Origin of the sequence: Halorubellus amylolyticus (genome assembly GCF_034808145.1) — an archaeon.
Taxonomy (GTDB): domain Archaea; phylum Halobacteriota; class Halobacteria; order Halobacteriales; family Natrialbaceae; genus Halorubellus.
The window spans coordinates 255830-270014 of sequence record NZ_JAXHGM010000002.1; the positions used below are offsets into that span (position 1 = coordinate 255830).

The following is a 14185-nucleotide window of genomic DNA, read 5'->3' on the forward strand; positions in this document are numbered from 1 at the left end:
ACAACGACGCACCGAGTGACGGTTCATCGACCGGCGACGACGACGCACTGAGTGACGATGCACCGAGCGGCGACGACGCGCCGTCGGCGGACCGGCAGGGAGACCGCGCTCGCGCGGACGGCGGTGCGCTCGACGCGGCCGACGGGCACGCGCACGACGAGCACGCGATGCCGCCGACGAGCTCGCTGAAGCGCTGGTTCGTTACGACCAACCACAAGGACGTCGGCCTGCTGTACATCGCGACGAGCCTCTCCTTCCTCATGCTCGGCGGCGTGCTCGCGCTCCTCATGCGCGCCCAGCTCTGGGTGCCCCGCGCCCCCGGCGCCGGCCCGCTGTCCGCGATGGCGTACAACCAGGCCGTCAGCGTGCACGGCCTCGTGATGGTGTTCTGGTTCCTGTCGCCGTTCGCGTTCGGGTTCGCGAACTACGTCGTCCCCCTCCAGATGGGGGCGAAGGACCTCGCGTTCCCCCGACTGAACGCGCTCAGTTACTGGCTGTACCTCTCCTCGGGGATCCTCCTGTTCGCCTCGTTCTTCCAGGGCGGGACGTTCGCGGGCGGATGGACGATGTACGCGCCCCTGAACCTGCCCGCGTTCACGCCGAGCGTCGGCGGGAGCGCCGCCGTCCTCGCGCTCATGCTGTTCGTCGCGTCCGTGACGGTGTCCTCGGTGAACTTCCTCACGACGATGCATCGCATGCGCGCCGAAGGACTCACCCTGCGACGCCTGCCGCTGTTCTCGTGGACGATCCTCCTGACCGTCTGGATGATGCTGTTCGCGTTCGCCGCACTCCTCGCCGCACTCCTTCTGCTCTCCGCGGACCGTCTGCTCGGCACCACGTACTTCGCGGTCAACGGCGCGAACGGCGCGCTCCTCTGGACGCACCTCTTCTGGTTCTTCGGCCATCCCGAGGTCTACATCGTCTTCTTCCCGGCGCTCGGCGTGATGGCGGAGGTCTTCCAGACGTTCACCGGGCGCCGCATCGTCGGCCGCAAGTGGTTCATCGCCGCGATGGTTCTGGTGGCGCTCCAGAGCTTCATCGTCTGGATGCACCACATGTTCCTCACGAGCATCAACCTCGAGATCAAGACGCTGTTCATGGCGACCACCATCGGGATATCGCTGCCCTTCGACCTGATGGTGTTCTCGCTCATCTACACGATGGTGAAGGGCAAGATACGGTTCAAGACGCCGTTCCTGTTCAGCTTCGGCGGCCTCCTGCTGTTCATCCTCGGCGGCATCACCGGCGTCTTCCTCGGTGCCGTCGTCCTCGACTACGAGTTCCGCGGGACGTACTGGGTGGTCGCGCACTTCCACTACGTCATGGTCGGTGGCGTCACCGCGCTCATCGGCGGCCTCTACTACTGGTACCCGAAGATGGTCGGCCGGATGTACGACGAGTTCCTCGGGAAGGTCCACTTCGCGCTGTACTTCGTCGGGTTCAACCTGCTGTACTTCCCGATGTTCGTCGCGTGGGAGACCCCGCGGCGCGTGTTCGACTACGACCCCGGGATGACCGTCTGGCACCAGATGGCGACCGTCGGTGCGGTCGTCCTCGGCGCCTCCTTCCTCGTGATGATATACAACCTCGTCACGAGCGCGTACCGCGGCGAGGTCGCCGACGAGGACCCCTGGAACTACGTGACGACCGCCGAGTGGGCGGTGTCGTCGCCGCCGCCACTCGAGAACTTCCCCGGGCTCCCGTCGTACGCGAGCGGCAAGCTCGAGTTCCTCGGCGGGTCCTCGAGCGCGCTCGAGACCGTCGACGACGACGCGCCTGCGGCCGCGGACGGCGGCTCGGGTGCCGCGACCGACGGCGGCGCGCCCGCGACCCTCGACGGGTCCGATGCGCTCGCGGCGAGCACGCACACCGCCGCGGAGGTCCAGGCCGGCGAGGACCACTACGCGAGTCACGCGAGCATCTGGCCGTTCCTCGTCGGCGTCGGGTCGCTGTTCCTGCTCCTCGGGCTCTCCGGGTTCACGAACGCGACCTGGCCGGAGGGCGCGATGGGGACGCTCCACCAGGCGTCGGCGGGCGTCGGCGCCCTCGTCACCTTCGGCGCGCTCGTCGGGATGACCCGCGAGCACTTCGTCGGCCCGAGCGGGCCGTACGGCGAGAGCTGGCCGTTCGAGCGGGTCTCGAACACGAAGACGGGGATGTGGATATTCCTCGTGAGCGACGTCGTCCTGTTCGGTGCGTTCATCGGCGCGTACGTGTTCCTGCGGTTCGCGTCCGGGTGGATCGCGTGGGAGCCCATCCCGGACAACGTCGTGCCGGGACTCATCAACACGTACCTGCTGTTGACGAGCAGCTTCACGGTCATCCTCGCGCTCGAAGCGGCCGAGCGCAAGTCTCGCGGGGGCGTGGTCGCGAGCCTCGTCGCGACGGTCGTCCTCGGCCTCGGGTTCCTCGGGAACAAGGCCATCGAGTGGGAGCACCTGTTCACGGACAAGGGCATCTGGATCGACTCCGGCATCCGCGAGTCGACGTTCTTCGTGACGACCGGCCTGCACGCGGCCCACGTCATCGTCGGGCTCGTCATCACGACGTACATGATACTCCGGTCGTGGAACGGCGCGTACCTCGACGACGCCGGGCCCGTGGAGCACTTCGGGCTCTACTGGCACTTCGTCGACATCGTCTGGCTGTTCCTGTTCCCGCTGTTCTACATCCTCTAGACCAATGACCAGACTCAGACTGTACACGGCGATATACGTGGTACTGTTCGCGTCCGCGACGGTGCAGGTGCTCGTCGAGCAGGCGGGCATCGCGTACGAGACGGCGCTGGCGGTCATCCTCGCGCTGTCGTTCGTGAAGGCCGTCGTCGTCGCGGCGTACTACCAGCACCTGCGCTGGGAGCCGCGGTCGTTGACGTACCTGATGGGTATCGGGTTGCTCGCGGTGCTCGCGTTGACCGTCGCGGCGACGTACTCCATCACGCCATGATGGGCGCGAACCCGGTCGTCCTCGGCGTGGTCGCGGTCGTGGTGCTCGCGCAGGTCCCGCTGGTCGCGTACTTGTCCCGACACGTCGGGCTCGACCAGGACGCGGAGCGGCCGGACGCGTCGAAGGGCTACGTGACGTACGGGACCGTGGACGCTCGACCCGCGTCGAACGACGCCGACGGCGCGGTCGGGGCGGGAGCGAGCGCCGTCGCCGACGGTGCGGTCGCGTGCCGGGCGTGCGGCGGGGTCGTCGACGACGGCTACGCGTTCTGCGGGACGTGCGCGACCCGAGTTCAGTCCGAGAACTCGAAGCGGGGTGAGTCGCGGTGACGTCCCGACGGGAGCGCCTCGCGTGGGCGGCGTTGTTCTCGCTCGCGCCCGCCGCGGGCATCGCGTTCGCGACCGCGAAGGTCGGGCCGCGAACGCTCGCGGACCCCCTCGTCGTCGCGGCGTTCGCGGTGACGGCCGTCGTCATGTTCGGGTTCATGTTCCTCGCGGCGAGCGTCGGGTCGACTGACGTACCCAGAGAGCGCTTCGAGTAGCGGGCACCCGCCCACCCCGAACCCACCATGGTGCATGCAAACATGCCCCATAGTTTTACGCGGGTCGCGTGCGAACGACCCGCCACAGATGGCATTCGAAGGCTTCGCGTACCTCGCCGCCGTCGTCGGCGTCGCCCTCGGGATGGTTGGGCTCCTCGCAGCCGAGTACTTCCACGGGGTCGACTTCCTCCTCCCGGCCGGCGGCGGCCTCGCGCTCGCCTCCGTCGGCGCGATAACGTTCCTCATCAGCCGGCACGACCCGCCCGCACACGACGAGGGCTGACCGCCTCGCCCCGCCACCTGTCCCTACAGGAACCCGCTCCCGAGCGCGACCATGTAGACGAGCACTAGGACGGTGTAGAGCGCGGCGAGTCCCGCGACCACGCGCAGGTGGAAGTAGAACAGCTCGTCCTCCTCGGCCGCGAGCGCGTCGGCGTACGCCTCGCGCTCGCTCGCCGAGCACGCGTCGGCGTGGACGTCGCCGACGTGGAGGTCGAGCGCCGCCCGCGTCGCGAACGGCCGGTCGCAGTACGGGCACGTACCCGCGACGGACTCGCCGTCCCGCACCAGCGTCTCCAGCGGCTGACCGCCCGCGGGACTCGTCGACGCGTCCGACCGCGCGTCGGCGCTGGCTGGCTCGTCGACGCTGGCAGGGTTGTCGACGCTGACGGGGTCGTCGACACCGTCGCGGCCGTTGCTCGCGGCGCGCTCCGCCCCGGTCGTCGCCGGTTCGTTCTCGCTCATAGGTAGACGGGGTTCATGAACGGTTGACCGATGACCCACGCGCTCGTCATGGTGTACACGACCATCACGACGACGAACGGGTACTGGCTCCGGATGGGGCGGAGCAGTCCGGGGAACACCTCGAGTGCGAGCGCGTGCGCGACCCAGACCGCGAGCAGGTGACCGACGACGACGAACCCGAGTTCGACCGTCCCGAACCACCCCGGGAGGACCGCGACCTGCGGGATTCCGCCACCTCCGAGCGGGTGCCGGAGGACGCTCTCGAGCGCCGGCGACAGCGACAGGAAGTACCCGAGGAAGTGCGCGATGTGATAGCCGGCGGCGATGGGGACGAGCGCGGGCGCGAACCACGCCTCGATGGCCGCCGGCGACAGCCGGCTGTCGACGATGGCGCGCGAGCGCGCCGCGGCGAGCCGATACACCCAGCGGAACGCCGCGAACCCCGCGGCGAGCGCGACGAGGTACACCGCGAGCGGCGGGACGCCCGCCTCGACGACGACGGGCGCCAGGTCGTTCCACGCCGGCGTCGTCACGAGCCCGTCGAACGTCGTCGTCCACAGGAGCGCTATCACGAACGTCGTCATCCCCGACTCTCCACCCAGTAGCTCGGTCGCGCCCGACTCTCGCCCGTGCAAGGCGGTCGCGTTCGACTCTCCACGGAGTCGTTCGCGTGCGCCGGCGACGAGCGCGCTCCCGGGGAGTCGGAGGCGGACGCCGTCCGCGTCGCGCTGGAGCGGTGCGAGCCGGCCGTACACGGCGAACACGCGCGACACCGGGTCGACGCGCTCGAACCACGCCTCGGGCCCGTACCGGTACGCGCCGGCGAGCGTGAGCGCGGAGTAGGCGGCGACGACGACGCCGAGCAGCCGCGGATTCGCGGCGAGTGGACTGACGACCTCGACGTACACGAGCGCGAGCAGGCCGACGACGGCGGGCCACGCGCCGTGGTCCGCCGGCAGTTCGCGGCCGCCGGCGCCGGGGAGCGCGGTGGCAATCGTCCGCCAGGGGTTCAGGATGGGCCACGCGTTCCCGAGGAGGTACGTCGTCATCGCGAACCCCGCCCACCACCCGATCCAGACGACGACGATGGCGAGGTTCGCCGTCGGCTCCGTCGCCCCGACCGCCGCCGCGCGCAGGACGAGCGCGAGCGCGAGGACGCCGACCGCTCGCGTCCCGCGGACGACGCCGCGGCGCAGGGCCGCGGTCGTCGGCACGAGCGCCCCCCAGGCGTTGACCGCGCGGACCCCCTCGTGGTCGGTGAGGAGGCTCGTCGCCAGGAACGACCCGCCGACGAGCACGCCGCCGGTCGCGACCGTCAGCCACGACGGCACCGTCCCGACGGTCACGGCGTCGTTCAGCGCGCCGACGTGTAGCGGCGCGACGCCGGGCGCGGCGAGCGCCGACTCCACGACGACGCCGACCGCTGCGGCGACGGCCGCGAGGAGGAACTGCCGGCTCACGCTTCCCCCGCCCCCGGTCGCCACGCGAGGAGTGCGACCGCCGCGACGAACGCGACCGTCGACAGGTCCATCGAGTGCGCGTACAGCGCGTTCGCGACCGCCTCACCGCCGAGCGCGGCCGCGAGCAGCGACGCGAACACCGGCCACGAGCAACTCGCACACGACAGCAGGCCGATGGCGCCGCTCGCGGCCGAGGCGGCGGTGTCGACGACCGCGGCGTACGTCAGGTACGCGAGCGCGACGTACCCGACGACCTTGTACGGGACGAGCGTCAGCGTCGCCGACGGCGCGTCGAGGACGACCGTCGGCCCCCAGCCGGGCGGGAGCGCGGTGAACACCGCGAGGTCGACGCCCGCGCCGTGCGCGTGACCGTGCCCGTCCGCGAGGACGGTGACGTCGACGAGCCCGCCCGCGAACGCGAGGGTCGCGAGGTACGCGCTCGCGACCGCGAGCGCCGCGCGGCGCGCGAGCGCGCTCGACGTCCCGGGCACGTCCACCGCGAACACCGCCGAGAGGCCGAGGTCTATCCACACGAACGGATACAGGAGGTACCGGACGCTCGTCGCGCTCGCGCCCGTCAGGCCGAGGTAGCCCGCGAGCAGCGCGACCTCCGCGAGCACGACCGCGGCGAGCGCGACCGCCGCCGGACGCGTCGCTCGTCGTCGGACGGCGGCCATCGAGCGCGAGACCCCGGTGTCCGTCATCCGCCGTCAGCCGACCAGGAGCTTCACGGCGATGGCGAGCACCGCGACCATCGACATGAACCACGCACTCAGCCCGATCGCGTGCGCGTTCCCGAGGCCGTGCGAGCGCCCGAGGTAGTACACGCCCCACGCGAGGTACGCGAGCACGAGCGCGCCGACCGCGGCGACGAACACCATCGGGTCCGGCCCGACGACGGCGGCCGCCGCGACGAACCCGACGATCACGAGCGCTGCGAGCGTCAGCTTCGGGTCCACGCGCACGCCGCGCTGCGAGTTCGCGCCGACCGTGACCCCGCGCGCCTTCACGCCGAGCGTGTGACTGTACGCCCGAACCGCCCGCGCTCGCGTCACGAGCACGAACACCGCCGCCAGCAACGCCACCATCACGAGCGTGCTCGCGACGAACGCACCATCTGCCATGATATCACATACCACATCGCGGTTCTGCCCCAAATGTGTTTCCCTCACCGACCCACTGCGACCCCACGGTAGGCGCTCGATACCAAAGTACGAGCGCGTCCTCGGACGACCACATGCCCCGGAGTACCGTCGTCGTCCCCACTGGGTCGCCGGCGAGCACCATCGCGTGCCATCGGTCGTTCGCTCGACAAGGTATCAGGACGATCGGTGCCGCCAGCGACCCGTCCGCGCCCGCGTTCCGGTCGCGGCACTGCGACGAGCGCGTGGTCGTCGACGACCCGATGACGAACGTCACCGCGTACAAGGACGCGCTGCTCGCGCTCGCGGCGCGCGCCGACGTCGAGACCATCGTCCCGCTGTCCGAGCCCGACATCTACGTCCTCGCGAAGTACCGCGACGCGTTCGCCGAACACATCGCGACGCCGTGGCCGTCGTTCGAGACGCTGCGAACCATCCACGACCGCGACCGCCTGTTCGCGGTCGCCCGCGACGCGGGCGTCGCCGTCCCGGACACGCGGTCGCTCGACGACGTCGACGCGTGGACCGACGACTGCGTCGTCAAATCCCGGTTCGCGCTCCTCTCCAGCGAGTACACGACCGACGACCTCCCCGCGGAACTCGTCGACCAGGAGGGCGCGATCTTCGTCCCCGCAGACGAACGCCCGGACGTCGACCGGCTCCGCGCGGCGTTCGGCCACACCCCGCACGTCCAGCGGTTCGTCGACGGCACCGAGTACTCCCTCGGCGTGCTCTACGACGACGGCGAACCCGTCGTCGAGACCCAGAAACGCATCGTCCGCGGCGTCAAGTACTACCACGGCCCAAGTGTCTACCACGAGACCGTCGACATCCCCGAACTCGAGACGTTCGGCCGAGACCTCCTCACCGAACTCGACTACCACGGCCCCGCCGACATCGACGTCATCCGGAACCCCGACACCGGCGAGTACGAACTCCTCGAGATCAACCCGCGGTTCTGGGCGACCGTCCAACTCGAGATCCACGCCGGCTTCGACTTCCCGACGTACTACTGGCAGCTCGCGACCGACACCCCCGTCGGACCCGTCCCCGACCCGACGCCCGGCATCCGCTCGCACGCCCTCGCCGGCGAGCTCTCCTACCTCCTGAGCGTCGCCGCCGACGACCACCCAGTCTGCGACCACCCGTCACTCCTCGCCGCCACGCGGAACGTCGTCACCTCCACCCTCCGCGACCGACGGTTCGACGTCCTCGACGCCCGCGACCCAGTCCCGTTCCTCGCGACCATCGCCAACGCCGTCCGCTCGTACACCACCCCCTCGCAGTCACCCACCACGCCACCCGACCCCGAACCAGCGCCCGACCCACAGCCACCGAACGCACCCGACCCACGCTGACCGACCACAACCGAACAACCCCACCAGCCACCACACACCACCCCCGACGAGAATAGAACAACCAACTGAGAACGAGACCGACGACACCACCGCTCCTCGTGTCGCTCTACGAGAAGTGCCCTGGGACGAATCCGAACCGAACTGAGACGGACGCACTCGCTATCGCTCGTCGGTCAGCGGAAGCAGAAGTGGGTTGGGGCGGATTTGAACCTGAAGCAGACGTGCTCGCTCACCGCGTTCGCTGCGCGCGACTGCTAGGGCTCAAAACACGCCGTCAACACTTCTCGAAGAACGCGCTCCTCGCTGTCGCTCGTCGTGTTGTTCTGCGAGAAGTGGGTTGGGGCGGATTTGAACCGCCGGCCTCCTCCATGTCAAGGAGGTGTCATAACCAACTAGACCACCAACCCAGGTGGCGTCGGTCTTCCCTGCACTCGTTCGTTGCCCGGGACGTTAAAAAAGGGTTTCGAATCGGTCGCCGTGTGGTGAATCGTCGCTATCGGGTCACGTGCACGGGTACCTCGACCGATTCCGTCGCACCCGCGTCGTCGGTCACCGACAGCGTCACCCGGAAGTTCCCGCGCCGCCGGAACGCGTGCTCCACGACCGCACCGGAACGGCTCTCGCGCCGGAACCGCCACTCGTACGCCACGACGTCCCCGTCCGGGTCCCACGAGTCGCGCGCGTCGAACGTCACCGGTTCCCCGGCGCGGACGACGTACCCGTCGTCGTACGTCCGCGCCGGCGACGCGTCGTGCACCGGCGTCGGCGACTCGTCGTACCGGTCGCGACCGAGGACGTGCAGGTCGACGCTCGCCGACGCGGTGCGTCCCGCCTCGTCCGTCACCGCGAGTTCGACCGTCGCGACGCCGCCGCCGCGCTCGAACGCGTGATGCACGCGCTCCCCGTCGACGGACTCGTCGCCGACCGTCCAGACGTAGGACGCCACCGGTTCGGCGGACTCCGTCCCCGAGGCGTCGAACGTGATGGCATCGCCGGCGCGCACGACGAGGTCGTCGTCTCGGCGTCGCGCGCCCACGACCGCCACGTCCGGCTCGACGCGGCCGCCACTGCAGTCGTCGCCTCGGTCCATCGGGTCGCGCTCCCGCGAGGCGCCGTCGCCCGCGCGGTCGGCGACGCCGAGACCGGTCGCACCGGCGGCCGCGGTACCGGCGTGTTCGAGGACGCTCCGTCGGGTCAGCGTGCGTTCGAGCATGACGCCGACGCTGGCCGCCCCCTCTGACTTGAACCCTCGCGTCCGGCCGTTCCGGCTCCCGCGTCCGACCGTCCCGATTCCTGCGTCCGACCATCTCCGCTCACCTCGTCTCTCCTCATCTCCCGCGGACGGCCGTCTCGTGTGGTGTGCTAGCAGGATTTGGTGCACCCACCGTCGGTACGCTTAAGTTGATGTACGAATTTGTACATCGTAAGACGAACCCGTTCATTAGTGATTCACTATGCAGGACTACATCGAGCGCGTGACCGACGGCACCGACCTCACACAGGACCAGGCCCGCGACGCCGCCACCGCGGTGTTCGAGGACGCCACCGAGGCACAGATCGGCGCGCTGCTCTCGGGCCTGCGCGCGAAAGGCGAGACCGAGGCCGAGATCGCCGGGTTCGCCGAGGGCATGCGCGACGCCGCCCGAACCATCGACCCCGACCGCGCGCCGCTCGTCGACACGTGCGGCACCGGCGGCGACGACTACGACACCATCAACGTCTCCACGACGAGCGCGATGGTCGCCGCCGGCGCCGGCGTCCCCGTCGCCAAACACGGGAACTACTCCGTCTCCTCCTCGTCGGGGAGCGCGGACGTCCTCGAAGAGGCCGGCGTCGACGTCGACGCGGAACCGCCCGCTGTCGAATCCCAGATCGAGGCCGACGGCGTCGGGTTCATGCTCGCGACCGTCTTCCACCCCGCGATGAAGGCCGTCATCGGCCCGCGGAAGGAACTCGGAATGCGCACCATCTTCAACGCCCTCGGCCCCCTGACCAATCCAGCGGGCGCGAACGCGCAGGTCGTCGGCGTCTACGACCCCGACCTCGTCCCCGTCCTCGCTCGCGCACTCGCCCGGATGGACGTCGAGCGCGCGCTCGTCGTCCACGGCAGCGGCATGGACGAGATAGCCATCCACGACGAGACCGTCGTCGCCGAGGTCACCGGCGACAGCGTCGAGGAGTACACCCTCGAACCGAGCGACCTCGGCCTGGAGCGCGCCCCCGTCGACGCCGTCGCCGGCGGGACGCCGACGGAGAACGCCGCGGACATGACGGGCATCCTCGAAGGCACCGTCGACGGGGCGAAGCGCGACATCATCCTGGCGAACGCGGGCGCCGCGATCTACGTCGCCGGCGAAGCCGAGTCGCTCACCGACGGCGTCGCGGCGGCGCGGGAGGCCATCGAGTCCGGCGCGGCCGCGTCGAAACTCGCCGACCTCCGGGGCGAGGCGTCGACGGCCGCGACGGCCGAAGCGGGCGCGGACTAGCGATGACGCGAACGAAGGTCTGTGGCCTGACGCGCGAACCGGACGTGGACGCGGCGGTCGACGCGGGCGCGGACGCCCTCGGGTTCGTCGTCGACGTCCCCGTCGACACGCCCCGCGAGGTCGGCGTCGAGCGCGCCGCGGACCTCGTCGCGCGCGTCCCGCCGTTCGCGACGACGGTCCTGGTGACGATGCCGACCACGCCACAGCGCGCGGTCGACCTCGTCGCGCGCGTCGACCCGGACGTCGTCCAGTGCCACGGCGACCTGTCGCCGGGCGACGTCGCGTACCTCCGGTCGCGCGTCGAATCGCGCGTCCTGAAGGCCGTCGACGCGGACGACGTCGAGTCCGCGCGACGGTACGAGGACGTCGCGGACGCGCTCCTCGTCGACTCCGCGGACGCCGACGGCGGCGGCGGGACCGGCGAGACCCACGACTGGGAGCGGACGCGCGACGCGGTCGGCGACCTCGACGCGCCCGTCATCCTCGCGGGCGGGTTGACGCCGGCGAACGTCGCGAACGCCATCGACGTCGTCGGCCCGTTCGCGGTCGACGTCGCGAGCGGCGTCGAGGAGTCGGGCGGCGTGAAGGATTACGACCGCGTGCGCGAGTTCGTCGACGCGGTCGACGCGGCGACGCGCGCTGCGCGCGCGGAGGACCGCGACGAGGAGGTGGCGTCGGCGTGACTGACGAGTCCACCGGGAGCGCCTCGCTGGCGCCGGACCGCGAGTCGTTCGAGACGCTCGCCGAGCACGCGCTCCGCGACGGCGGCCCCGCGGTGGTGCGTGCGAGCGTCGAACTGGACGTGGACGTCACGCCGCTCGGCGCGTACGCCGCGCTGACGGGCCGGACCGCGGAACCGCCCGGGTCCGACGACGACTACGCGTTCCTGCTGGAGAGCGCGGAGAAGGTCCCGTCGAGCGACCCCGCGGGCGCGTTCCGGCCCGCGGGCGCGGACGACCACGAGGACGGCGCGAGCCGGCACGCGCGGTACTCGTTCGTCGGGTACGACCCGGCCGCGGTCGTCACCGTCGACGGGAGCGACGTCGACGTGGACGTCCTCGGGAGCGACCGGTACGAGCCCCTCGTCGACCCCGACGGCGTCGCGGCCGCGACGACCGACGGCGCGAGTTCGGCGTCGGCAGCGGGCGACGTCGACGTCTTCGACCGGCTGCGGGCGGCGATGCCGGACGCCGAGACGGCGGGGTTCCCGACCGGGGACCGACAGCACCTCCAGGGCGGGCTCGTCGGCTTCCTCGGGTACGACGCGGTGTACGACGCGTTCCTCGACGAGGTCGGCGTCCAACGCCCGGAATCGCGGTTCCCGGACGCGCAGTTCGTGCTGTCGACGAAGACGCTCGTGTTCGACGACGTCGCCGAGTCCCTCGAACTCGTGTTCACGCCCGTGCTCTCGACCGACGAGGACCCCGGCGTCGTCTACGACGTCCTCGAAGGAGAGGCCGAGCGCGTGAGCGAGTGCCTCGCGAGCGCGGACGCCCTCGAGACGAGCGGGTTCGTCCGCGAGCGCGAACGCGCGGGCAGCCGAGAGGCCTACGAGGAATCGGTGGCGACGGCCAAGGAGCACGTGCTCGACGGCGACGTCTACCAGGCCGTCCTCTCCCGGACGCGCGAGCTCGACGGGCAGGTGGACGCGCTCGGGCTCTACGAGTCCCTGCGCGAGGTGAACCCGTCGCCGTACATGTACCTGCTCGGGCACGACGACCTGGACGTCGTCGGCGCGAGCCCGGAGACGCTCGTGAGCGTGCGCGGCGACGAGGTCGTCGCGAACCCGATCGCGGGCACCATCGAGCGCGGCGACAGCCCCGTCGAGGACCGCGCGCTTGCAGGGGAACTGCTCGCGGACGCGAAGGAGCGCGCCGAGCACACGATGCTCGTCGACCTCGCGCGGAACGACGTCCGGCGCGTCTCCGAGTCGGGGAGCGTCCGCGTCGACGAGTTCATGAACGTCCTCAAGTACAGTCACGTCCAGCACATCGAGTCGACCGTGACGGGCGAACTCGCGCCGGATTCGGACGCGTTCGACGCGACGCGCGCGAGCTTCCCGGCCGGGACGCTCTCGGGTGCGCCGAAGATCCGCGCGATGGAGGTCGTGGACGCCCTGGAGGACGACCCCCGTGGCGTCTACGGTGGCGGCGTCGGGTACTACTCGTGGACGGGCGACGCGGACGTCGCCATCGTCATCCGGACCGCGACCGTCGAGGACGAGGGCGAGTACGACCGCGTCACCGTCCGCGCCGGCGCGGGCGTCGTCGCGGACAGCGACCCGGCGAGCGAGTACGACGAGACCGAACAGAAGATGCGCGGCGTCCTCGACGCGCTCGAACGCATCGAGGTGGACCCGGACCGGGACGCCCCCAAGCCCGAGGTGTCACGATGAGGGTCCTGTTCGTGGACAACTTCGACTCGTTCACGTACAACCTCGTCGAGTACGTCGAGTCGTCGCTGCTCGCGACGCGTCCCGCCGACGAGGTGGTGGTCGACGTGGTGCGGAACACCGCGACCGTCGACGACGTCCGCGCGTTCGACCCGGACGCAATCGTCGTCTCGCCCGGCCCGGGGCATCCGAAGAACGAGCGCGACGTCGGCGTGACGACGGACGTCTTCCGCGACGTCAGCCCGGACGTCCCGACGCTCGGGGTGTGTCTCGGGCTGGAAGCGGCGGTGTACGAGTACGGCGGGACGGTCGGTCGTGCGCCGGAGCCCGTGCACGGGAAGGCGTGGCCGATCGCGCACGACGGCCGCGGCGTGTTCGCGGGCATCGAGCAGGGGTTCTCCGCGGGCCGGTATCACTCGCTCGTCGCGAGCGAGGTCCCGGAGTGCTTCGCGGTGTCCGCGACGACCGACCACAGCGACGAGGGCCCGAGTGGCGTGGACGTCGCGACCGACGGCGGCGTTCGAGCGAGCGCGGCCCGCGAGGACGACGACGCGCTCGTCATGGGCGTCCGGCATCGCGAACACCCCCTCTCGTGCGTGCAGTTCCACCCGGAGAGCGTCCTCACCGGGAAGGGCCACGACGTCGTCGAGAACTTCCTCTCGCTCGTCGACTGACGGCGTCGACTCTGGTCGCCGTCCGTTCTCGCGGGTCCCTACGCCAGGAGCGACGCGACGTCGACGAACGCGGTTCCGGGAAGGCCGAGCGGGTCGATACCGAGCGTGACGTCGAGCGCGTAGAGGAGCCCGAGGACGATCGCGGCGACGATGCCGACGCGGATGGCGATGGCGACCGCGACGCGGACGAGCAACACGACGACCACGAGCGCGACGAGCGCGATGACCGCGAGCGCCAGCGCGTCGAACCCGAAGGCCACCTGGAGTGGGAACATATCCGATTCCAGACCCACGGCGGGCATAAGTTTGTGGGCAAGGTCGTGTGGTCGAGCGGTCGCTGGGCTCCGGCACCGTCGGGTTCAGCGTCCGCGAGGACACGGCGACGTCCTTCGACGACGTCCGCGTCGAAGCGCGCTGACATCGTCACCGGTACCCGCCCGCG

16 protein-coding genes and 1 tRNA gene are annotated in these 14185 nt (G+C 70.7%); 10 read left to right on the forward strand and 7 right to left on the reverse strand.

Annotated features, from left to right (window positions below):
* Positions 1-47 precede the first annotated feature (47 nt).
* The 5 genes from SM754_RS06985 to SM754_RS07005 all read left to right on the forward strand — a co-directional run bounded on the left by SM754_RS06985 (position 48) and on the right by SM754_RS07005 (position 3770).
* Positions 48-2678 carry a cbb3-type cytochrome c oxidase subunit I gene (locus tag SM754_RS06985; RefSeq protein ID WP_501993766.1) on the forward strand — a complete coding sequence of 877 codons (2631 nt, stop codon included), beginning with the start codon at positions 48-50 and terminating at the stop codon, positions 2676-2678.
* A 4-nt stretch (positions 2679-2682) separates the two neighbouring features.
* Positions 2683-2946, forward strand: coding sequence for a cytochrome C oxidase subunit IV family protein (locus tag SM754_RS06990; protein ID WP_323675510.1), 264 nt, complete (start codon positions 2683-2685; stop codon positions 2944-2946).
* Positions 2943-3275: a hypothetical protein gene (locus SM754_RS06995; RefSeq protein WP_323675511.1), complete on the forward strand. Its 333-nt coding sequence runs from the start codon at positions 2943-2945 to the stop codon at positions 3273-3275. Before SM754_RS06990 ends, SM754_RS06995 begins: the two co-directional genes overlap by 4 nt.
* Positions 3272-3487: a hypothetical protein gene (locus tag SM754_RS07000; protein ID WP_323675512.1), complete on the forward strand. Its 216-nt coding sequence runs from the start codon at positions 3272-3274 to the stop codon at positions 3485-3487. Before SM754_RS06995 ends, SM754_RS07000 begins: the two co-directional genes overlap by 4 nt.
* An 88-nt stretch (positions 3488-3575) precedes the next feature.
* Entirely contained in the window at positions 3576-3770 is a 195-nt protein-coding gene (locus SM754_RS07005) for a hypothetical protein (RefSeq protein WP_323675513.1), read from the forward strand.
* Positions 3771-3793: 23 nt separating this feature from the next.
* Here the strand turns inward: SM754_RS07005 and SM754_RS07010 are convergent, their stop codons facing one another.
* The 4 genes from SM754_RS07010 to SM754_RS07025 are packed head-to-tail and all read right to left on the reverse strand — an operon-like array spanning position 3794 to position 6815.
* Positions 3794-4231 (reverse strand): DUF7410 domain-containing protein, encoded by a 438-nt coding sequence (locus tag SM754_RS07010; RefSeq protein WP_323675514.1) that lies wholly within the window; start codon positions 4229-4231, stop codon positions 3794-3796.
* Positions 4228-5691, reverse strand: coding sequence for a hypothetical protein (locus SM754_RS07015; RefSeq protein WP_323675515.1), 1464 nt, complete (start codon positions 5689-5691; stop codon positions 4228-4230). Before SM754_RS07015 ends, SM754_RS07010 begins: the two co-directional genes overlap by 4 nt.
* Positions 5688-6395, reverse strand: a complete 708-nt coding sequence (locus SM754_RS07020) for a DUF7546 family protein (RefSeq protein ID WP_323675516.1) — start codon at positions 6393-6395, stop codon at positions 5688-5690. Before SM754_RS07020 ends, SM754_RS07015 begins: the two co-directional genes overlap by 4 nt.
* Before the next feature lie 6 nt (positions 6396-6401).
* The gene (locus SM754_RS07025) at positions 6402-6815 is read right to left on the reverse strand and encodes a hypothetical protein (RefSeq protein ID WP_323675517.1); all 414 of its coding nucleotides are present in this window, start codon (positions 6813-6815) and stop codon (positions 6402-6404) included.
* 113 nt (positions 6816-6928) lie between these two features.
* Between SM754_RS07025 and SM754_RS07030 the strand changes: the two genes are divergently transcribed.
* Positions 6929-8191, forward strand: coding sequence for a carboxylate--amine ligase (locus SM754_RS07030; protein ID WP_323675518.1), 1263 nt, complete (start codon positions 6929-6931; stop codon positions 8189-8191).
* 333 nt (positions 8192-8524) lie between these two features.
* On the opposite strand, the gene SM754_RS07035 is transcribed toward SM754_RS07030, so the two are convergent.
* Both SM754_RS07035 and SM754_RS07040 read right to left on the reverse strand, forming a co-directional pair.
* Positions 8525-8598 (reverse strand) — tRNA-Val (locus SM754_RS07035).
* 86 nt (positions 8599-8684) lie between these two features.
* Positions 8685-9404 carry a PKD domain-containing protein gene (locus tag SM754_RS07040; protein WP_323675519.1) on the reverse strand — a complete coding sequence of 240 codons (720 nt, stop codon included), beginning with the start codon at positions 9402-9404 and terminating at the stop codon, positions 8685-8687.
* Positions 9405-9645: 241 nt separating this feature from the next.
* On the opposite strand from SM754_RS07040, the gene trpD reads away from it, so the two are divergent.
* Genes trpD through SM754_RS07060 form a run of 4 tightly spaced genes read left to right on the forward strand, consistent with a single transcriptional unit; the run spans position 9646 to position 13743 of the window.
* Complete coding sequence (gene trpD / locus SM754_RS07045; protein WP_323675520.1) at positions 9646-10677, forward strand: anthranilate phosphoribosyltransferase; 1032 nt, start codon at positions 9646-9648, stop codon at positions 10675-10677.
* 2 nt (positions 10678-10679) lie between these two features.
* The gene (locus SM754_RS07050) at positions 10680-11360 is read left to right on the forward strand and encodes a phosphoribosylanthranilate isomerase (RefSeq protein WP_323675521.1); all 681 of its coding nucleotides are present in this window, start codon (positions 10680-10682) and stop codon (positions 11358-11360) included.
* Positions 11357-13072: an anthranilate synthase component I gene (gene trpE, locus SM754_RS07055; protein ID WP_501993761.1), complete on the forward strand. Its 1716-nt coding sequence runs from the start codon at positions 11357-11359 to the stop codon at positions 13070-13072. Before SM754_RS07050 ends, trpE begins: the two co-directional genes overlap by 4 nt.
* Positions 13069-13743 (forward strand): glutamine amidotransferase-related protein, encoded by a 675-nt coding sequence (locus tag SM754_RS07060; RefSeq protein ID WP_323675522.1) that lies wholly within the window; start codon positions 13069-13071, stop codon positions 13741-13743. Before trpE ends, SM754_RS07060 begins: the two co-directional genes overlap by 4 nt.
* A gap of 38 nt (positions 13744-13781) precedes the next feature.
* Here the strand turns inward: SM754_RS07060 and SM754_RS07065 are convergent, their stop codons facing one another.
* Positions 13782-14018, reverse strand: coding sequence for a hypothetical protein (locus SM754_RS07065; protein WP_323675523.1), 237 nt, complete (start codon positions 14016-14018; stop codon positions 13782-13784).
* Between the last annotated feature and the right edge of the window lie 167 nt (positions 14019-14185).